This window comes from Chryseobacterium sp. FW101-FHT12H09, from assembly GCF_058790395.1.
This window is the reverse complement of sequence record NZ_JBYTCP010000004.1, coordinates 514695-536858: the sequence shown is the minus strand read 5'-3', so window position 1 is coordinate 536858 and position 22164 is coordinate 514695. Positions and strand designations below refer to the sequence as shown.

General features: G+C 36.7%; 12 protein-coding genes. 10 read left to right on the top strand and 2 right to left on the bottom strand.

The window, feature by feature from the left end; translation table 11 throughout:
- Positions 1–15: 15 nt before the first annotated feature.
- Complete coding sequence (gene xylA / locus AC3WRL_RS18025; RefSeq protein ID WP_492330906.1) at positions 16–1344, bottom strand: xylose isomerase; 1329 nt, start codon at positions 1342–1344, stop codon at positions 16–18.
- Between the two features lie 75 nt (positions 1345–1419).
- Positions 1420–2907, bottom strand: coding sequence for a xylulokinase (locus AC3WRL_RS18020; protein ID WP_214825851.1), 1488 nt, complete (start codon positions 2905–2907; stop codon positions 1420–1422).
- Between the two features lie 536 nt (positions 2908–3443).
- Here AC3WRL_RS18020 and AC3WRL_RS18015 point away from each other — a divergent pair.
- The 10 genes from AC3WRL_RS18015 to AC3WRL_RS17970 all read left to right on the top strand — a co-directional run bounded on the left by AC3WRL_RS18015 (position 3444) and on the right by AC3WRL_RS17970 (position 22160).
- Positions 3444–4823, top strand: a complete 1380-nt coding sequence (locus AC3WRL_RS18015) for a rhamnogalacturonidase (RefSeq protein ID WP_492330905.1) — start codon at positions 3444–3446, stop codon at positions 4821–4823.
- A 100-nt stretch (positions 4824–4923) separates the two neighbouring features.
- Positions 4924–6255 (top strand): rhamnogalacturonan acetylesterase, encoded by a 1332-nt coding sequence (locus tag AC3WRL_RS18010; RefSeq protein WP_492330904.1) that lies wholly within the window; start codon positions 4924–4926, stop codon positions 6253–6255.
- Positions 6256–6270: 15 nt separating this feature from the next.
- Positions 6271–9048, top strand: coding sequence for a glycosyl hydrolase (locus tag AC3WRL_RS18005; RefSeq protein ID WP_492330903.1), 2778 nt, complete (start codon positions 6271–6273; stop codon positions 9046–9048).
- Positions 9049–9098: 50 nt separating this feature from the next.
- Entirely contained in the window at positions 9099–9902 is an 804-nt protein-coding gene (locus AC3WRL_RS18000; protein WP_492330902.1) for a lacto-N-biose phosphorylase central domain-containing protein, read from the top strand.
- A 52-nt stretch (positions 9903–9954) separates the two neighbouring features.
- Positions 9955–11835, top strand: coding sequence for a rhamnogalacturonan lyase (locus AC3WRL_RS17995; protein WP_492330901.1), 1881 nt, complete (start codon positions 9955–9957; stop codon positions 11833–11835).
- A 137-nt stretch (positions 11836–11972) separates the two neighbouring features.
- Positions 11973–13121, top strand: coding sequence for a glycoside hydrolase family 88/105 protein (locus AC3WRL_RS17990; RefSeq protein WP_492330900.1), 1149 nt, complete (start codon positions 11973–11975; stop codon positions 13119–13121).
- A 170-nt stretch (positions 13122–13291) separates the two neighbouring features.
- Positions 13292–14380, top strand: coding sequence for an L-rhamnose/proton symporter RhaT (rhaT, locus tag AC3WRL_RS17985; RefSeq protein WP_492330899.1), 1089 nt, complete (start codon positions 13292–13294; stop codon positions 14378–14380).
- 353 nt (positions 14381–14733) lie between these two features.
- Positions 14734–17775: a SusC/RagA family TonB-linked outer membrane protein gene (locus tag AC3WRL_RS17980; RefSeq protein ID WP_492330898.1), complete on the top strand. Its 3042-nt coding sequence runs from the start codon at positions 14734–14736 to the stop codon at positions 17773–17775.
- 17 nt (positions 17776–17792) lie between these two features.
- Entirely contained in the window at positions 17793–19856 is a 2064-nt protein-coding gene (locus tag AC3WRL_RS17975; protein ID WP_492330897.1) for a RagB/SusD family nutrient uptake outer membrane protein, read from the top strand.
- Between the two features lie 201 nt (positions 19857–20057).
- Positions 20058–22160: a bifunctional aldolase/short-chain dehydrogenase gene (locus AC3WRL_RS17970; RefSeq protein WP_492330896.1), complete on the top strand. Its 2103-nt coding sequence runs from the start codon at positions 20058–20060 to the stop codon at positions 22158–22160.
- Positions 22161–22164 lie beyond the last annotated feature (4 nt).

The window sequence follows — 22164 nt, the reverse complement described above, 5'->3', positions numbered from 1 at the left end:
TTTCATTAGTTTTAATTATAAATATTGATTAATCAAGCTCTCTAGATATTCCTGTTTACCACTTTCTCTGCCTACTTCTCCAAGTTCTTCAGCATGTGAAGCCAGATCAGCAAGTGATAATTTTCCTTCTTCAAAATCTTTCCCTTTACCGCCATCGAATGATGAATATCTATTTTTTCTGATTTCGGAATACTTTGATTTTTCTAAAATAGTATCGGCTGCCATAAAAGCTCTTGCAAAATTGTCCATTCCACTGATATGAGCGATGAAAATATCTTCCAGATCCGTAGAATTTCTTCTGATCTTAGCATCGAAATTTACACCTCCCCCCTGAAGACCTCCAGCCTGGATGATCACCAACATCGCCTGAGTCATTTCATATAAATCAACAGGAAATTGGTCTGTATCCCAGCCGTTCTGATAATCTCCGCGATTGGCGTCAATGCTTCCCAGTACATTGTTATCTGCAGCAACCTGCAGCTCATGTTCGAATGTATGTTGTGCTAAAGTAGCATGGTTCACTTCAATATTCAGTTTAAAGTCAGCCAACAGATCATATTGACGAAGGAAATTTAAACATGTTGCTGCATCAAAATCATATTGGTGTTTTGTAGGTTCCATTGGTTTGGGTTCGATGAAAAATGTTCCTTTAAATCCTTGGGAACGAGCATAATCTTTTGCCATATGTAAAAATTTTGCCATATGCTCCTGCTCACGTTTCATATTGGTATTCAATAATGACATATAGCCTTCGCGACCACCCCAAAAAACGTAATTTTCACCACTTAATTTAATAGTTGCATCCAACGCGTTTTTTACCTGGCCTCCAGCGTAGGCTAACACATCAAAAGAAGGATTTGTTGCAGCACCATTCATGAATCTGGGGTTAGAAAAACAGTTCGAAGTTCCCCATAATAATTTTACCCCTGAAGCTGACTGCTTTTCTTTGGCATAATCTGTTATAAATTCTAATCTTTTTGTTGACTCTTTGAAATTTCCTGCCTCATCAATTAAATCATAATCATGGAAACAGTAGTAAGGAACACCTAATTTTGTGAAAAATTCGAAGGCTGCATCCATTTTTTCGACAGCTCTTTGTTTTGCATCTGATGCTGTGAGCCAGTCAAAATGTTGCGTTCCCACCCCAAAAGGATCTCCTCCTGTGGCACAGAATGTATGCCAATAAGCTGTAGCAAATTTGAAATATTCTTTCATGGTCTTTCCACGAACTACTTTGTTTTCATCATAATATTTAAATGCCAGGGGATTATCAGATTCCTTTCCTTCAAACTGGATTTTTCCGATTCCTTTAAAATACTCTTTGTTGCCTGTTGTAATTGCCATTGATCTATTTTTTAGTTTAAAATTTATTGTATTCATTTAATGCAATCGATTGCATTAAATGAATCAAGAATTTAATTAATTATTTAAAATTTGTAATAATTTTGTTTTCCATCTTTCATAGCTTTCTTTATATTGATCATAATAGATGTGCTCAGGATAATAGCTTTTTAAAATATCTTTATTACTAAGTATATCATCAAAACTATCAAATGCTCCAGCTCCCATAGCAGCAGCTCTGGCTGCACCAGTAGACCCTGTAGAATCAATAATCCTGATTTCAGTATTCAGTAACGAAGAAATCGACTGTGTAAATAAGGATGAACGGAATAAATTATCCCCACCAGCTTTAATAATTCCATTTTGCAACCCATCCGATAATAGAATATTTGTTCCATACACAAAAGAATAAGCGATACCTTCCAAACCTGCTCTGAATAAGTGCTCACTTTTATGACGGTTAAAATTGAGATTAAAAACAGATGCACCGATATCCCTATTATTTAACACCCTTTCGGCACCATTCCCAAAAGGGAGTACAATAATTCCATCTGATCCTATAGGAATTTCAGAGGCAATTGCATTCAGATCATGATAAGAATGTCTTTTCTGATCCACCTGGTGGCGAAGCCAGCTATATTGAATACCTGCACCGTTTAAACAAAGCATTTTTCCAATTCTTGGGGTTTCTTTGGTGTGATTGATATGCGCAAAATTATTGACACGCACAGGTTCGTTGGATTGTATTGTGTCTGTAACACCATATACAACTCCGGATGTTCCTCCTGTAGCAGCTATCTCGCCTGGATTCATCACATTAAGTGCTAATGCATTATTGGGTTGATCTCCTGCACGGTAAAAAATAGGAATTCCTACAGGTAAGCCACTTTCCTCAGCACCTTGCTGCGAAACAGTACACTGTATTTTGAAGTTTTCAACTACATCAGAAACCAGCGATTGATCAATGCCTAAGTGAGTAAGCATTGTTTTGGAAACTTCATTTCTCTCAAAGTCCCAAAGAATGCTTTCGGAAAGCCCAGTGATGGAAGTGGTGGCCTCTCCACTTAATTTAAGAGCGATAAAATCTCCCGGAAGCATAAATTTCCAGATTTTTTCATAGACTTCAGGCTCATTTTCCTGTACCCACTTTAACTTTGAAGCGGTAAAATTTCCAGGAGAATTTAGTAATTCTTTCATACATATTTCTTTACCAATTTCCTGAAAAACGGAATCACCAACTTCAACTGCACGGCTATCGCACCAGATAATAGAGGGCCGGAGAACCTTCCTGTTATTATCCACCAATACGAGGCCATGCATCTGGTACGAAATTCCAATGCCTTTGATTTCATTTTTGTCGATATGGCTCTCTGCAATTATCTTTTGAGTCAGTATCCGTAAATTCTGCCACCATTCTTCAGGATTTTGTTCTGCCCAACCAATTTTTGGTGAATCAATAGACATCTCATTTTCCGGATATTTGGCATGAGCAATTAATCTACCTTTGTTATCTACGATAGAAGCTTTTATTGATGAGCTTCCGACATCATATCCTATAAATTTCATTGTAGTTAATAATTGTAGGGATTTAAAAATAGTAATTTTATACAATATTTGATTTATTTTTGAAAATTTAATAAATTATATGGTTTCGGATATTTGAGTGCTTCAATATCAGTTATTTACGGATTTAATCTCTTATTATAAACATGGATTTTCTATAAGCATAACTGATAAATTTATTCTATATTGCTCCCAAAATTGATTCGTAAAGTTGAATTTGAGCAATCGATTGCATAAATTTGTTTTTTTTGTTTGAAATAAACAGAGATTATAAAAAGAATTAAAATTATAAGATGAGTTAACATGAAAGAGCAGGATACCGTAAGCTCCTAAAATGTATATTTTTATGAAGATGAAATTCAGGATAGTTTTGTTACTGTCTTACTGAAGAAGAGGAATTGATTTAAGAGGAAATTAATGTTGAGGTTCTATATTATCAATCAAATGGGTTGCAGAACCCGGTTTCATTACACTAAAACGAATATATTTTTGTTAATAGCTATAAAAATCAAAAATTATATAGCAAGAAAGAATAAATTATGAAATTTCAAAATACATCAGTTTTTTATTGGTTTCTGTTGATAATGCTTTTCTCTTCATCGGGAGTAAAAAGTCAGGATCTGTTCCCGGATGGAACCCGGATTCCGGAATGGTTTAAAGAAAACAAACCTACGGACATTAATACATTAGGTAAAAAATATATCCTTACAGATTTTGGAGTTGTGAATGACAGTACCATTCTTCAGACAAAGAAGATCCAAGCCATTATTGACCAGGCTGCTAAAAGTGGCGGTGGTGTCATTATAGTGCCTAAGGGAACATTCCTGATAAGTTCTATCTTTTTTAAACAAGGTACCCATTTGCATCTAGAGAAAGGGGCTGTCTTAAAAGGGAGTGATGATATAAGCAATTATCCGGTAATGAAAACCAGGATGGAGGGACAGACTATCAATTACTTTCCAGCCCTTATTAATGCAGACGGATTGGATGGTTTTACCATTTCAGGTATAGGAACTCTAAATGGAAATGGACTAAGGTTTTGGAAAGCATTTTGGAAAAGACGGGAGTGGAATCCTAAGTGTACGAATATGGATGAAATGAGACCCCGTATCATCTATATATCAAATTCAAAAAATATTCAGATTGAAGATATTACCGTAAAAAATTCTCCTTTCTGGAGTACCCATTATTATAAATGTGAATTTGTGAAACTTCTGCATTTAACGATTTTGGCTCCGAAAGAACCTGTAAAAGCACCAAGTACAGATGCCGTTGATATTGATGCATGCAAGAATTTTTTAATTAAAAACTGTTACCTATCCGTGAATGACGATGCTATAGCTCTGAAAGGAGGAAAAGGTCCGAATGCCGATAAAGATGCTCAAAATGGTGAAAACAGGAACATCATCATTGAAGATAACAGTTTTGGATTTTGTCACAGCGTGCTTACTTGTGGCAGCGAATCTATTCATAATTATAATATTGTTTTACGAAATTCTAAGGTGAAAGATGCCTCCAGACTCCTGCATCTTAAAATGAGACCTGATACACCACAGCATTACGAATATATTACCGTCGAAAATATAACAGGAAATGTTAAAACTTTTCTATACGTAAAACCCTGGAATCAGTTTTTTGATCTAAAAGGTGAGGTAGGGCCAAAAATGTCACATGCCCATAACATTCTTCTGAAAAATATAAATATAAGTTGTGAAACTGCTTTTTCGGTAGATCCGTCCGATCAGTATCAATTATCAGACTTCACATTCGAAAATCTTACCATAAAAGCAATGAAGCCCGATCTGGAAAAACTAAACTTCATTAAAAATTTAAAGAAAATAAAAGTAAACGTAGCAAAAGTAGAGTCACCTGACAAACTGTATGATAAAAAGGACGATTCTGATGAAGCTCGGAAATAAAGTTTTCTTCTGACAGTACAGAGTGATCGAAATTACATAGGGAACCGTTTTGGACAATCATCAGTTTATGATGGAATGTGAATATTTTAACCGATTGATTATGAAAAATTGGATAATCATTATGACAGTATTTATCTGTTCATCTATTTCTGCACAACAAACTACTTTCAAATTTGATTTTGGAGGAAGCAGAACGAAGGACGGTTTTATTGCCATCACAGAACATTCTAAATTTGACAGAAAGACAGGTTATGGATTTATGGATATTTCCAATATAAAATCAGTTGACAGAGGAGGAGATACTTTGAAAGGAGATTTTATCACAAGTGACCGACCTTTTTATTTTTCAGTTATATTATCTGAAGGGAATTATGACATACAATTGACATTGGGGGATAGTAAAGGAAGTTCTGAAACAACGGTACGCGTAGAGAATCGCCGTTTACTATTGGATGACGTGAAAACAAAAGATGGTGATGTTGTAGAAAAATTAATAACCGTCCATGTTAAAGACAGTATCATCCGTAATCAAAATGGAAATGAGATTGGGATTGTGAAATTAAAACCGAGAGAAAAAAAATATTTACACTGGGATAATTTGCTGACTATCGAATTTAATGATAAAGCTCCAAAAGTTTGTGCTGTAGTAATCCAACCCAATAAAGTCGCAAAAACGATTTATCTCACAGGAGATTCTACGGTAGTAGATCAGCTATATGAACCTTGGGCATCATGGGGACAGATGTTTCCTTATTTTTTAATTCCGCATCAGGTTGTTGTGGCTAACTATGCGGAAAGTGGAGAAACGCTGAAAGCATTTGAAGGCCGTCACCGTATTGATAAAATCTGGAACAGGATAAAACCTGGGGATTATCTGTTTATTGAGTTTGGACATAATGATCAAAAGCCGGGAAACAGCCATCTGGAAGCAAATTCTGGGTATAAAGAAAAATTAAAAGAATGGATTCATAAAGCCCGGCAATTAGAAGCTATTCCGGTTTTGGTAACTTCAGTAAACCGTCATGTTTTTGATGGAAACAAAAAAATTGTCAATACACTCGGTGACTATCCTTCCGCAATGCGGGAAGTAGCAAAAGAAGAAAATGTTTTTTTAATCGATTTAAATGCAATGAGTAAAACACTGTTCGAAGCCATGGGACCTGAGCTCTCTAAAAAAGCATTTGTTTACTATCCGGCAAATTCTTATCCCAATCAGGCAGAAGCTTTGGCCGATGATACTCATTTCAATACTTATGGCGCTTATGAATTGGCAAAATGTGTTGTAAAAAGTATTACTGAACAAAACTTGCCTTTGCAGCAATTTATTTCAAAAAATTACCGGAATTTTGATCCGGAAAAACCTGATGATGCTGAAAAGTTCCATTGGCCTGAAAGTATTTTTATGGAAGCCTTGAAACCCGATGGAAACTAAATAAAGAATGGGAAAATGAATATTCAATCTATTATCAAGTTAAGTGTATTTTGTTTGGCGTTTGGAAATCTTTCTGCACAAAATCTGTGGCCGGTAATGACGAACACCGCTAAACCATGGACACGGTGGTGGTGGATGGGAAATGCAGTTGATGAAAAAGGATTGGATAAGCAATTGACAACGCTCAGTAACGCTGGTTTTGGAGGCGTGGAAGTCGTTCCTATTTACGGGGCAAAAGGATTTGAAAATCGATATATATCTTATCTCAGTCCGGAATGGATGAAGATGCTGCAGTTTACTGTGAATAAAGCAAAAAGCTTACAGATGGGTGTTGATATGGCTGTCGGAACCGGGTGGCCGATAGGTGGACCTCAGGTAAATGAAGAGGATGCGGCCACAAAAATGATCGTTCAGAAGTATGCACTTTTATCAGGTGAAAAATTAGCCGAAAAGATATTCCTTAAAGACGAAAAACTTAAAAACTTACAGACTGTAAAATTAGATATTGTAACGGCGTACAACGAAAAAAATGAGGCGGTTGTCTTAACAGATAAAGTTACAAATGATGGTGTTCTCAATTGGAAACCGGACTCCAGGAAATGGACAATATATGCAGTTTTTACTGGTAAAACACTTCAGAAGGTAAAAAGGGCCGCTCCCGGAGGGGAAGGATTTACATTAAACCATTTTTCAGGTGCTGCAACGGTTGATTATTTTAAAACATTTGATAAGGCATTTGGCAATTCCAATTATGGTGTCCGTTCTTTTTTTAATGATAGCTATGAGGTCTATAATGCAGACTGGACCCCTGACTTTAAGAATGAATTTTTAAAAAGAAGGGGATATGATATTAGTCCTTACATCAAATATCTGATCAACGATGAGGAAAACGGGACTACGAGAAGGGTAAAATCAGATTATAGAGAAACCCTTAGTGAATTGATATTATACAATTTTACTGATCAGTTTACAAGCTGGGCGCATTCCAAGAACTCTAAAAACACAAATCAGGCGCACGGTTCACCCGGAAACTTACTGGATCTTTATGCAGCAGTAGATATTCCAGAATCAGAAACATTCGGAAGTACTGTTTTTGATATTCCGGGTTTACGAAGAGACAGCCTGGATGTGCAAAAAGCAGATCATCCGGATATAAATATGTTGAAGTTTGCCTCATCGGCGGCCAATGCTAAAGGGAAGCAATTGATTTCAAATGAAACTTTTACCTGGCTTACTGAACATTTTAAAACTTCCTGGTCGCAGGCCAAACCAGAAGTTGAGCAGGTTTTTTTATCTGGGATCAATCATGTTTTTTATCATGGTACAACCTATACGCCTGCTGATGTCCCTTTTCCAGGGTGGTTATTTTATGCTTCGGTTAATTTTGTTCCAGAAAATAGTTTATGGCCTCATATAAGTGGCCTCAATTCCTTTGTTATGCGTTCTCAAAGTATTTTGCAGAGCGGGAAATCTGATAATGAATTGCTGATATATTGGCCGGTTTATGATTCTTGGGCATCAGCAAAAGGGAAAGATGTTGCCTTTAAAGTTCATAACGTTGAAAAATGGCTGCAGCCAACTCCGTTTTATGAAGATCTGACCAAACTGGATAAAATGGGATATTCTTTTGACATGACCTCGGATAAAATGATTGGTGAAGCAAAATCCTACAATAATAAAATTCAAATTGCAAAAGAAGGATCTTCCTATCAGGTTTTGATCGTTCCCGAATTAACGTATTTACCAGAAACAACGTTGAATAATATTCTGGAATTAGCGAGAAATGGTGCTTCAGTTATTTTTCAGAATGAACCAAAAGATATTCCGGGTTACTTTGAGGTTGAAAAAAGAAGAAATCTTTTAAAATCTTTGTGGTCTCAAATTCTATTTAATAATCAGGGTGAAAATCTAAAAACTGCAGAATTTGGAAAAGGAAAGATTATTTTGAGTTCCGATGTTTCAAAAGCGCTTGAATATCTGAAAATAGAAAGAGAAAAACTAACAGAAACGGGATTGAAATTTGTAAGAAGACAGTTTGAGGGTGGAAAATACTACTATATTGTTAATCATACTTCAAAAGAAATCAATCAATTTCTTCCCATAAATTATACAGGAAAGCAGACCATTATTATGAATCCGGAAAACGGAGATTTCGGAATGGCACAAATACAGAATAATTCTGCAAGAATTCAGTTGAAATCAGGACAGTCTTTAATTCTGAAAAGTAGTAAAACTATTGATTCATCCGTACAGAAATGGAATTATACTGAAAAGACAGGGACTCCGATTATTTTAGATCAACCCTGGCAGTTAACCTTTAAAGAAGGTGGTCCCGAACTTCCCAAATCACGACAACTAAAGAAACCTCAACCATGGACCAGCTTTTCAGAAGATCCTGCAACACAAAGTTTTTCGGGAACAGGTGTGTACACTACTTCACTGGATCTGAGGAAAAAGAATGCAGATGATTATGTCTTAAAACTGGATAAACTCTATGAAAGTGCGAAAGTGATTGTAAATGGCCAAGATGCCGGTATTGTCTGGAGCATCCCTTTTGAAATCAGCATTGGTAAATATTTAAAAAAGGGTACAAATACCATTCAAATTGAAGTTTGTAATCTGATGGCCAATAGAATACGGTATATGGATCAGAAAAAAATACAGTGGCGTAACTACCATGAGATTAACTTTGTAAATATTGATTACAAATCCTTTGATGCCTCCGGTTGGAAGGTTCAACCCTCTGGTTTGGATGGGCAGATTCAATTGATTCCAATCATATATTCAAAATAAAAATTTAAAAATAACATCGAAGCTTAACAAATATTGTAAAAATAAAAGTTATGAGTAAACATAAAATAGTAAAGTCATTAGCAGTTGGAACCTTCATGTTGACATTCGGATTTTCGTATTCACAGAAAAAACCAAAAGTAGTTTTAGATAATTTTTTCAACAATGAAAAAAAAGAAAACAAAGAAACGAAGGAAATAGAATCCTGGCATTACACGTGGAATGATAAGACCAATGGTGGGTTTTCATTATTAGGAGAAATCTTTATAAAACAGGGTGCATCAATCAGTTCTCTTAAAAATGCTCCTACACAGGCAGACCTGAAAAACGCAGATATTTACATTATTGTAGATGCAGATATTGACAAAGAAGCTTTTGAAGGAAAGGCCAATTTAATAGATCCTACGACCATTAAAAATGTGGTAAAATGGGTAAAAGCAGGTGGGGTATTGGTTTTGTTAAGTAATGATCATGGCAATTCTGAATTTGAACACTTTAACCAGCTGGCGGGAGAGTTTGGGATTTATTTTAATGACGATAGCTACAATAGAGTTCAAGGGAAAGAATTTGAACAGGGTGCAGTACATGTTCGAGAGGGAAATGAAGTTTTTTCTGCACAAAAATTATACATGAAAGAAGTGAGTTCAATCACTGTAAAAGAGCCTGCAAAAACTTTATTATCTGCGGAAGGTAAAAACATTGCAGCCATTGCGAAGTTTGGAAAAGGAACCGTTTTCGCTCTGGGAGATCCGTGGTGTTACAACGAATATACGGACGGTAAAAAATTACCTGCCGATTTCACCAATTTCCAGGGAGCTGAAGAGTTTGTGAAATGGCTGATCAAACAAAGTAAATAAATCAAAATATGCAATCGATTGCCTTATCTATATTTAAAACAATACTGGAATTATGAACTTAAAATTTAATTTTATCTTAATTACAGTTCTTTTTTCACAAGTACTCTCAGCACAAAGACAAATGGAGTATTTGAAAAGAGGAATTATAGCCATACCTGCAGAATCAGGGGTTTTTGTCAGCTGGAGGTTATTAGGTTCGGAGCCTCAAAACACTCAGTTTGACCTATATCGTGTTGAAAATAACAAGAGCAAAAAATTGAATGAAAAGATATTGCTCAACGAAACAAATTTTTTAGATAAAACGGCAGATAAAGCAAAGAATTATACTTATTTCGTGAAATCCAATACCCCAGATAAAACCTTGGATATGGACTCTGCCCGATATGTTGCTTCTCAAAAGCCCTATTTTTCCATTCCTTTAAAAACACCAGCCGGCTATACACCAAATGATATATCTGTAGCAGATCTGGATGGAGACGGTGCTTATGAAATCATCCTTCATCAAACCGGACAATCCCGTGATAATAGTCAGAAAGGCTTTACAGATCCCCCGGTTATTCAGGCATATAAGTTAAACGGTGATTTGTTATGGGAAATTAATTTAGGTAAAAACATCAGGGAAGGGGCTCATTATACTCAGTTTCTGGTATACGATTTAGATCAGGACGGTAAAGCGGAGATCGTGATGAAAACGGCAGATGGTACCAAAGACAGCAGAGGGAAATATATTGGTGATCCCAAAAAAGATTGGCGAAATGAAAATGGATTTATACTTTCAGGACCTGAGTATATGACTGTTTTCGATGGTCAGACTGGTGAAGAAATAAATACAGTAGACTATGTCGTTCCAAGGTTTCCGAACAATCTGAATCCATCTCCGGAACAGCTTACAGAGACCTGGGGCGATGCAAAAGGCAATCGTGTAGATCGATTTCTGGGTGCAGTGGGTTATTTAGATGGTAAGCATCCGAGTGTTATTATGTCAAGAGGTTACTATACCCGTACAGCGATGGCAGCCTGGGACTACAAAAATAAGAAGTTGAGTTTACGATGGTTATTCGATACAGAAAGTTCAGAAGAAAATAAAAAATTCAGAGGACAGGGAAACCATAACCTGAGTATTGCAGATGTTGATAATGATGGAAAAGATGAAATTATTTTTGGTGCAATGACTATCGATGACAACGGAACGGTATTGAACAGTACCGGATATGGTCATGGAGATGCTCTGCATGTCGGGGATTTGGATCCCTCTCATCCCGGATTGGAAATTTTTGATATTCAGGAAAGGTTTGATGATGCCGGTGCACATTTCAGAGATGGGGCAACAGGAAAAGTATTATGGAAATTGCCATCCTTGATATACAGTAAACAGGGCAAATTTCAGGGTCCCGGGAGAGGATTGTCTCTGAATATAGATCCCCGGCATGAAGGTTCTGAGTGTTGGGCCGCAGGAGCTGGAGTTAAAGGTCTTTATGATGCCAAAGGAAATAAAATCAGTGATAAAAATCCAGCCTGTAATATGGGTGTCTATTGGGATGGAGATTTTCTAAGCGAAATTTTAGACGGTACTGTAGTGTCAAAATGGGATTGGAAGAAAGAGAATACAAATATTATATTTGACGCCAAAGATTTCCAATGTGAATCAAATAACGGAACGAAAAAAAATCCATCTTTAGTTGCAGATTTATTCGGTGACTGGCGGGAAGAATTAATATACAGAACGTCAGACAATCAGGAACTCCGGATCTTCAGTTCAACACTTCCAACACATCACCGTTTGTATACCCTGATGCACAATCCACAATACCGGTTGAGTATCGTATGGCAGAATGTAGGCTATAATCAGCCTCCACATACTGATTATTATCTGGATGAATCTGTTTCAAAAATTCCAAATCCAAACATCATTACTGTAAAATCTAAAAATTAACAAACTTTAAATCAGTAGAGAAAAACTTTAACTAATACTTAAAAGTTTGATTACATCGGATCGATCTTCAATCTATTGTTTGACGTTAAATTAGAAAATTAATAAAAAATAACTTACCAATTATGAAAATGATAGTAATGAAAAGTGCCTTTTGTATATTGGCTTTTGGACTTTTATCCTCATGTTCAGTTCAAAAACAAACAGCTGCTAAAAATATTGATCTTCCAAATAAAAAAGAGGTTCTGGAAGTTTCGCGACGGGCCAACCAATATTTCATGAACAAATGGCCGGATACCGGAAAAGAAATTGTTGGTAAAAAGGTATGGCCAAGTAATTTATGGACCCGTGCTGTTTACTATGAAGGATTAATAGCACTCTATAAGATAGATCCCAAAAAAGAATATTATGAGTATGCCATTTCCTGGTCAGAAAAACACAATTGGAACATGATGCGTGATACCTATACCCGTAATGCAGACAATCAGGCTTGTGGACAAACATACTTAGACCTTTATGAACTCGATGGCAGAAAGAATCCTGAGCGAATAAAATTGGTAAAAGCATCGATAGATAGTATGATCGCTTCCAATAAAGTAGATGAATGGTGGTGGATTGATGCACTCCAAATGGGAATGCCTATTTTCACAAAACTGGGTAAAATTACAGGTGACAAAAAGTATTTCGATAAAAATTACGAAATGTATGCCTATACGAAATACAAACATGGAGATCATGGTTTATATAATCCTAAAGACAAGCTTTGGTGGAGAGACAAAAGTTTTGTTCCACCTTATAAAGAACCAAACGGTGAAGATTCCTACTGGAGTCGCGGAAACGGATGGGTAGTTGCTGCTTTAGCACGTACCCTGGAAGATACACCCAAATCAGATCCCCACTATAAAGAATATTTACAGGATTACAGAGATTTATTATCAGCCTTACTTCCTGTTCAGAGAGAAGATGGTTTTTGGAATGTAAGTCTGCATGATCCCAATAATTTTGGTGGAAAAGAAATGACAGGAACGGCCCTATTTGTTTACGGAATGGCGTATGGACTCAATAATGGACTAATTGATAGAGAAACTTATTTGCCGGCTGTCGTAAAGGCTTGGAATGCTATTGTAAAAGACTCTGTTCAGCCAAATGGATTTTTAGGCTGGGTACAGGGAACAGGAAAAGAACCTAAAGATGGTCAGCCTCTCGCTGTTGATAAAGAACCTGATTTTGAAGACTATGGTTTAGGATGTCTGTTGCTCGCAGGGAGTGAGGTTTATAAGTTGAATTAAATTATAAAGAAGAGCAGATTCACAAAATTGTTTATAAAAATAAAAAAGGTTAATGGTATTGGATACTGCAGAAATGCTTATTTTCTGACATATTGAAGACATGACACTACAAGATGCGCAATCGATACCATATTATTAATTTTCAAATTCAATATCAATAAGATAAAATTATGAATGCATTGTTAGGAGTTTTTTTTCATTTCCTAGGAGGATTCTCTTCAGGTAGTTTTTATCTACCTTATAAAAAAGTAAAAGGATGGTCCTGGGAAACATATTGGCTGATAGGAGGGGTGTTTTCATGGATCATTGTTCCGCCACTTGCTGCATTTATTACCATTCCAGGGTTTTGGGAAATCATACAGAATGAAAGTTCTTCTATATTGGGATTGACGTTTTTGTTCGGTGCTTTGTGGGGAATTGGTGGGTTTACTTATGGTTTAGGGGTAAGATACTTAGGAGTAGCACTTGGAAGCAGCATAATTCTTGGGCTTTGTATGGTTTTTGGTTCGCTGGTTCCATCTGTATATTATGAATTTTCTCCACATACGGGAAAGGACAATATTGGGTTAATGCTTTCCAGTACATGGGGACAGATGGTTTTATTGGGACTTTTAGTTTGTATCATCGGAATCATCATTAGTGGGAAAGCGGGAATGATGAAAGAAAAAGAACTGCAAACTGAATCTACAGATCCACACGGTATACAGGTGAAAACGGAGTACAAGTTTAGGTTGGGCTTAGTTGTTTCCATTATATCAGGAGTTTTAAGTGCCTGCTTTAACTTTGGGTTGGAAGCTGGAAAACCGATGGCAGTCGTAGCAAATGAATTGTGGAAAAATGCAAATCCGGGACAGGGAGAATTCCTTTTTCAAAATAATGTAACCTATGTCGTTGTACTCTGGGGTGGAATGGCAGTAAATCTTATAGGCTGTTTATATTTAGCTATTAAAAATAAATCGTATACAGATTATACAAAAAGAAAAGTACCGGTTGTACGTAACATCGTTTTTTGTGCACTTGCCGGGACGATGTGGTTTTTACAGTTCTTCTTTTATGGTATGGGAGAAAGTAAAATGGGAAATGGCCCTAGTTCATGGATACTACATATGGCGTTTATCATTTTAATTGCCAATCTGTGGGGCGTTATCATTAAGGAATGGAAAGGAGTTTCTAAAAAAACTATTTCTACCATTCTTATGGGAATGGTTGTGATGTTCATTTCTATTTTAATTGTCGGATATGGAAATTCTTTGAGATAGAGTCTTTCTGATCATAATTAAAAATTTTTCTTCATCATTCATATTCAATATACAGTTTAGTTTTTGTAAGGCACTGATTTTTTCAGTGTCTTTTTTTGTGTTGATGGATATCCGACGTTCCCGATAAATATATTCGCAAACAATTCATAGAGTGATTTGGGTTTCAGATTTCAGAGTTTATTTAAAGATATTTAAGCAAATTAATAATATTTATAAAATTTGAACTAAGTATAATTATACATTATTAGGATGGGTTAAGTATTTTATAATTAATGCAGGATATTGCAGGATGCTAAAAATTTGGTAACTGTGTAGATTGGGACATAATAATTAATGTTACTAAAATTTAATATATGTCTTTGATAATTAAACACAAGAATATAAAGCGAATAGTGTTTCCCGCATTTATGCTTTCAACAAGTTTTGTCTGGGGGCAAAAGACTGTAAATGATACTGTGAAAAGCACAAAAGATATTGAAGAAGTAGTGGTTATTGGTTATGGTAAAGTTAAGAAATCAGATTTAACAGGATCGGTGGCTTCAGTATCTGCAAAGGATTTAGCAGCTACACCAGCAATGAATGCATTACAAGCCTTGCAGGGAAGGGCTTCAGGATTAAATATCGTTACTGCAGGTGGTGCTCCGGGAGCAGGTGCCAACATTACGATTCGTGGTGGTGCTTCTATTACTCAGGGTACAGAACCGCTTTACATTGTAGACGGTTTCCAGCTGGATAATGCATTAAACATCATTAATCCTAATGATATCGAGAGTATTGATGTATTGAAAGGAGCTTCTGCCATTGCCATTTATGGTGCCCGTGGTTCCAACGGTATTATCGTTATTAAGACAAAAACCGGAAAAAAAGGAAGAGTAACCATCAACTATAATTCTTTCATGTCTTTTGATATGCTTTCAAAGAAGTTGGATATGGTTTCCAATGCAGAACAATATGTGAAATATCAGTATGAGTTAGCTCAATTAGGAGGAAATGCAACAAAATGGAGTAATGTATTTGATAATAGTTTAGGAACAGATTCTCCGGGATTTTATACAGGTGCATTTAATAGGATCGGCAACCGGTATGGATCAGCACCAGTATTAGACTGGCAGGAAAAAATGCTTGGTGGAACAGGACTTACGCAGAATCAAAATGTGAGCGTTTCGGCAGGTAATGATAAAACACAGGCATTTATCAGCTACAACTACAACAAACAGGAAGGTTTATTACAAAACTTTAATGAGACCAGAAACTCATTACGAGCTAATATTAATTCAGAACTGTATAAAGGAATACGTTTAGACTTCAGTTCAATGTTTACTTCAAATTCTACAAACGGAGGTGGGGCCTATTCAGGAATGAAAAAGATATTGCTTCAACCTATTACAGGAGGAACATTATTTACACAGGATCAGTTATTTAATACTCAGACTTTCCCAGATTACTCTGCATTGGATTCGAGTTTTGATACAGAAAACCCATATATAGAAACGGCAGCATCTACTCAAAACAAACGGGCAAGAACATTTTTAGCTAATGTAGGTCTTGAATTTGATTTGTTGAAAGATTTTACATTCAGAACTGCAGGATCTTATAACTGGACGAACACTAAAGCAACTTCATTTTCAGATAAAAATTCCCGTGCATATCTTACAGATCCTATTAATACAGGAATCAACGGAAGTATTGGGAATTCTGAAGCATACCGATATCAGATCACAAATACATTGACCTATAATAAGGCTTTAGGTGAAAAGCATAAACTTACTGCTTTAATTGGTAATGAAATAATCTATCAGGAAACTGAAAGTAACAACATAACATTGATAAAGTTTCCTTCCATCTTAAATTATGGATTAGATGATATATCTAATGCTACCATTGCCGATAAAGATACAGACAGATCTTCACTCAGCTTACTTTCATACTTTGCCCGTGTAAATTACAATTACGATAATCGTTATTTATTAACAGGTACTATTCGTCGTGATGGATCCTCAAAATTCGGTCCTGATAACAGATGGGGTGTATTTCCATCAGTAGCTGCTGCATGGAGGGTTTCAGAAGAAGGCTTCTGGAAAAATTCTAAAATCAAAAATTATATCAATGATCTGAAGTTCAGATTCGAATATGGGATCGTGGGGAATAACAGTATACCAAATAACGTATTCAGAACCAATGTGGTAGGGACCGATTATCCTTTGAATAATACAGTGGGTAATCTTGCTCTGGTAACAAGTAGTGTTTTGGGTAATCGTATTGTACAATGGGAAGAAATGAGATCTACCAACATTGGGGTAGATTTGGCTTTATTTAATAATAGAATAAAATTAACTTCTGAATTTTATAATAACAATGTAAGCAGTATGTTACTGGAAACTGTACTTCCTGCCTCTACGGGATATAAAAGCAAGTTTGTAAATATCGGTTCCATGAAAAACACCGGTATGGAGTTCACGTTAAACTCAATAAATTTAAAAACTGAAAACTTCAGATGGTCTACCGATGCCAATATAGGTTTTAACAAGTCAAAAGTATTGTCTCTTGACGAGGGAAGAACCTTTAGAACATTCAGTGTAGGCAGCAACAGAGCAGGTATGGTAACATATTATGCCACAGTTGGAGAAGAATTAGGGGATATGTATGGATATGTTTACCAGGGAATTTACACGACTGATGACTTTAACCAGGATGCAAACGGAACATTGACCTTAAAACCAGGCGTTGTGAAACCAGCATCGGGAACTCCTAAACCTGGAGATATGAAATTTGCCGCAGATAATGAGGCTGGAGATCAGTTTACAAGAAAGCTGGTGAAAATAGGTAACGGTACTCCTGACTTTATTGGAGGTATCAGTAATAACTTCTCTTACAAAGGTTTTGATCTTGCAGTATTTCTGAAGTTCAGCGTAGGTGGTGATATTTATAACGCAACTAAACAAAGTTTGAGTCCCTACGGGATGTATCAGAATGTTCCTTCAGAATTCGGAAACAACTATTATCATTTGATCGATCCCAATACGGGACAGGCGACAACGAATTTGGTGAGATTAAAAGAACTTAATCCTAATGAAGATTCAAGCTTGTGGAGTTTAAGTAATACAAATACTGCTAACATAACGTATCCTTCTTCATATTACGTGGAAGATGGCTCATATCTAAGGATTTCCATGGTAACTTTGGGTTATTCTTTTCCCAAAGAATTTTTGAACCATATTAAATTGACTAATGCGCGTATCTATGCTACAGTTAATAATTTAGCAACTATTACAGGTTATTCCGGTTTTGACCCTGAAGTTTCAGCGGCAAGCGGCGTTACAGTTTCTCCTGGATATGATAGTTCTTCATTCCCAAGATCTAGAAGCTATGTTTTAGGGATCAATCTTACTTTCTAATATTTAAATGTTCCATCATGAAAAATATATTCAATAATCATAGTTTTATTAAAAAACTAATCATCGTTCCATCAATCTTAATTGCAGGATTGGGTGTCAATTCCTGCAGCGAGGAGTTTTTAGATCAGCCTGCTTATAATTCATCTGATACAGAATCGGTGTTTACAAATTTAGACACCGCAGACGCTTTTGTTCAGGGTCTTTATAGAGGTCTTGTTCCTACCGAAATGTTTTACCAATTGGGAGCAGGAGATACGGTTACTCATTCTGCTGAAGACGGAACAACTAATAATTCCAAATACAACATCTGCAACTATCAGTATGATGCCTATACTCCGAATACTGTTACAGGAATATATTCTGCAATGTATGCGGTTATTGAGAGAACCAATATTGCTATCGACAGGCTAGGTGAGATGGCTATAAGTCCAAAGCGTGATGCCTTACTGGCAGAATCAAAAGCAATTCGTGCATTTTGCTACTACAACCTAATCAGAGTGTATGGCGATGTACCAGCCATTTGGATTCCTTTAGAAGATGCAGATCCCAATGATCCGAATACATTTTACCCGAAACGGTCTTCCCGAGACGGAATATATGACCGCATCATCACCGATATTCAAGAGTCAGTAAACAGTTTACCGGCTTCGAATGGATCACCGGAGAGATTAAACAAGCAGTCAACCAATGCTCTTTTAGCAAGAATTGCCCTGTATGCTGCAGGATATTCTCTTCGTTGGGACTTGAATACCGGATCTGCGGGTACAATGTCTCGTCGTCCCGATAATAACAGGGTTCAACAACTGTATCAAATTGCAGATCAAGCAGCAGCTTCTGTAATTAATGGAGGTACTAATAGCTTGGTACAGGCTCAGGGAGGGAAAAGTGGTTTCGAAGCATTGTGGTTTAATTTTGACAGAAGAAATTTTGCAGCTGTAAATCAGGAGATGCTTTGGCACATTGCTGAATACGGTCCAAATACCAACTCGGCATTCGGAATATATGCACATCCAGGTTCCAGAGGGGGTACCTATGGTTCTCGTAAAGCTTTACAGTTTTTACTTCCAAGTTATTATCTTTCTTTTAATAAGACAGATAAACGTAGAGATGTGGCTTGTACTTCTTACAGTATTTATTTCTTAAAAACAGGTTCTGCAACCGATACTTGGGTAGATGTAGGAACTACATATTCTTGTATTATGCCGGGCAAGTTCAGAATTAGCTGGTGTGTGGAGCCACAAGCTGCAGATGCACGTAACTTGAATATTCCTATTATTCGATATGCTGATGTATTATTGATGTATGCAGAAACACAAAATTATTTAAATGGAGGACCAACTGCTGCAGGTATTACAGCTTTAATGCAGGTAAGAAATCGTGCCGGAATTGGATCATTACCTGTTCCAAGTGGTCAACAGGCTTTTGAATCAGCAATTGTTCAGGAGCGTAAGTGGGAATTTTCGGATGAATTTATGCTTCGTACCGATTTAATCAGGATGAATCGTATTGCTAGTGAAATTGATGCTACAAGACAGGCAATGAAAAACTTATCTGATCGTACAGGTCAATTCGCATCAACACCAATTTACAGGCTTTACAAATATCACAAGAATGCACAGGTTTATGGAGATCCGTTCTTAGCTGTTACTTATATAGATTTAACAGATCCTGCGCAGATTGCACAAGTGCAGGCTGTGCCTACCAATTCATCAGGATATGAAGCCTATCAGACGACTCTGAAGAATATAGCATTAGCGAACGGGGAAGCTTCAACAGCAGAAGACAAATGGTATCCTGCCAATATGTTCCAGGCATATACGAGTACCTTTAACGGTAATGCAAGAAAAGCGGTAGGTTTTGTTGAAGGTTTTAATCAGCTTCAAATCGGAAATATCATCTACACAAAACCAACTGGTTCATTTGAAAACGGAGGAGCATATCCAAACTGGATCGAGGGCGGAGGCGAAGGTCTTTTCTATGGATTTGTACCTAATAAAACGGAATTACTTCCGCTTGCAGCGCAGTCTGCCGGTCATCCGCTGGTTGATAATCCTAATCTTACTCAACTTCCTGGATACTAGTGAATAACAACATAATCATTGAAAATAAATTTATAAATAAACTCAACGGGATTGTATATCAGTTGTAAAGATGAATTGAGTTACAATGGAATTTAAGTGTTAAAATATCTTTAAATAAGGTGTTCATCAGTATAGTACGGGATACTGAAAAAAATATAACAATCTAATTTTGAGTTAAAATTCAGAAACAAAAGAAAACAAATGGAAAATGTAAAAACATTTAAATACGTAGATTATTTATGGGATGAAAACAAAGCAGCATCTTTAAAAGATGATCAGGTCGCTTTATTTTTATACCGTTCAAACATATTAGGGGCAGATTTAAGAATCACGAATTACGGAGGTGGTAATACGAGCTGCAAAACAATTGAAAAAGACCCCTTGACGAACGAAGAAGTTGAGGTAATGTGGGTAAAAGGTTCAGGTGGTGACATTGGAACATTAACACGTAAAGGAATAGCCGGATTGTACACAGAGAGATTGAGAAACTTAAAAAATGTTTACCAGGGTCTGGCAGATGAAGACAGAATGGTGGGATTATTCAATCACTGTATTTTTGACCTTGACAGTAAAGCTCCCTCCATAGATACACCATTACATGGCTTACTTCCATTCAAACATATTGATCACCTTCATCCTGATGCTTTAATTGCTGTCGCTGCAGCAAAGGACAGCGAAAAAATTACCAAAGAAATATGGGGTGACACAATGGGTTGGGTTCCATGGCAGCGTCCTGGTTTTGATCTGGGACTGCAGTTGGAAAAATGTTTAGATGACAATCCGGGAATCCGCGGGATCATTTTAGGGAGCCATGGATTATTTACATGGGGAGATACTTCCTATGAATGCTATATTAATAGCTTAGAAGTCATCGAAATGGCTTCCGAATATATTGCTAAAAAAATAGAAGAAGACGGGCAGGTTTTCGGTGGACAGAAAATTGAATCCCTGCAGGCTGATGAGCGTAAGAATAAAGCGGCTCAACTCATGCCGTTATTACGTGGTCTGGCTTCGTCTGAAAATAGAATGATAGGTCATTTTACTGACAGTGATGCTGTATTGGAATATATAAACAGCAATGATCTGGAGCGTCTGGCACCAATGGGAACATCTTGTCCGGATCACTTTTTACGTACCAAAATTCAGCCATTGATTCTTAATCTTTCGACCAACGAGGATCTTACGGATTCTGCGGCTATTCTTGCTAAATTAAATCCTCTGTTTGAAAAATACAGAGAAGAATACAAGGAATATTACGAAACCTGCAAGCATCCAAACAGTCCCGCAATGCGTGATCCAAACCCGGTGATCATTATTTATCCGGGGGTAGGGATGTTCAGTTTCTCTAAAGATAAACAGACCACCCGTGTGGCAAGTGAATTTTATGTAAACGCGATCAATGTGATGCGTGGAGCAGAAGCCATTTCTGAGTATACTTCTTTACCAAGACAGGAAGCATTTGATATTGAATATTGGTTGCTTGAAGAAGCAAAATTGCAGAGAATGCCTAAAGAGAAACCTCTTTCCCGGAAAATAGCTGTTGTTACAGGAGCTGGTGGTGGAATAGGACAGGCAATTGCAGACAAAATGGTTCAGGAAGGTGGAGTAGTTGTTTTTACAGATTTGAATCAGGAAGCATTAGATTCTGTTACAGCAAAATACAGCAAAGATCAGGCGGTAGCTGTTCCGTGCGATGTAACCAGTGAAGGTGCTATTGCAAATGCTTTTAAAGAAGCAGTTCTGGCATTTGGAGGAATAGATATTATTGTTCATTCGGCAGGTTTGGCAATTTCTAAATCTCTGGAAGATACCACAACAAAAGACTGGGATCTCCTGGAAAATGTTTTGGTAAAAGGTCAGTTTTTAATGGCAAAAAATGGTGTTGAAATAATGAAGAAGCAGGGATTAGGGGGTGATATTGTAAATATTGCAAGTAAAAATGGCCTGGTTGCCGGACCTAATAATGTGGCGTATGGAACTGCTAAAGCGGCTCAACAGCATATGACCCGACTATTGGCAGCGGAATTGGCAACGGATAAAATTCGTGTCAATGTCGTTAATCCGGACGGAGTTATTGTAGGAAGTAAGATATGGGAAGGTTCGTGGGCAGAAGGTCGTGCTAAAGCGAATGGAATTTCTGTAGAAGAACTGCCTGCATTTTATGCAAAGCGAAATTTATTAAACGAAATCATTCTTCCTGAAGATATTGCAAACGGTGTTTTTGTATGTGTAGCTATTTTAGATAAAACGACAGGAAACATTATTAATGTAGACGGAGGGATGGCAAATGCATTTCCTAGATAAATAT

Excerpts from the sequence above, each read along its gene's own strand:
- AC3WRL_RS18005 (WP_492330903.1), top strand. The coding sequence starts at position 6,271 with ATGAATATTCAATCTATTATCAAGTTAAGTGTATTTTGTTTGGCGTTT.
- AC3WRL_RS18000 (WP_492330902.1), top strand. The coding sequence starts at position 9,099 with ATGAGTAAACATAAAATAGTAAAGTCATTAGCAGTTGGAACCTTCATG.
- rhaT (WP_492330899.1), top strand. The coding sequence starts at position 13,292 with ATGAATGCATTGTTAGGAGTTTTTTTTCATTTCCTAGGAGGATTCTCT.
- AC3WRL_RS17990 (WP_492330900.1), top strand. The coding sequence starts at position 11,973 with ATGAAAAGTGCCTTTTGTATATTGGCTTTTGGACTTTTATCCTCATGT.
- AC3WRL_RS17970 (WP_492330896.1), top strand. The coding sequence starts at position 20,058 with ATGGAAAATGTAAAAACATTTAAATACGTAGATTATTTATGGGATGAA.
- AC3WRL_RS17975 (WP_492330897.1), top strand. The coding sequence starts at position 17,793 with ATGAAAAATATATTCAATAATCATAGTTTTATTAAAAAACTAATCATC.
- xylA (WP_492330906.1), bottom strand. The coding sequence starts at position 1,344 with ATGGCAATTACAACAGGCAACAAAGAGTATTTTAAAGGAATCGGAAAA.
- AC3WRL_RS18020 (WP_214825851.1), bottom strand. The coding sequence starts at position 2,907 with ATGAAATTTATAGGATATGATGTCGGAAGCTCATCAATAAAAGCTTCT.
- AC3WRL_RS17995 (WP_492330901.1), top strand. The coding sequence starts at position 9,955 with ATGAACTTAAAATTTAATTTTATCTTAATTACAGTTCTTTTTTCACAA.
- AC3WRL_RS18010 (WP_492330904.1), top strand. The coding sequence starts at position 4,924 with ATGAAAAATTGGATAATCATTATGACAGTATTTATCTGTTCATCTATT.
- AC3WRL_RS18015 (WP_492330905.1), top strand. The coding sequence starts at position 3,444 with ATGAAATTTCAAAATACATCAGTTTTTTATTGGTTTCTGTTGATAATG.
- AC3WRL_RS17980 (WP_492330898.1), top strand. The coding sequence starts at position 14,734 with ATGTCTTTGATAATTAAACACAAGAATATAAAGCGAATAGTGTTTCCC.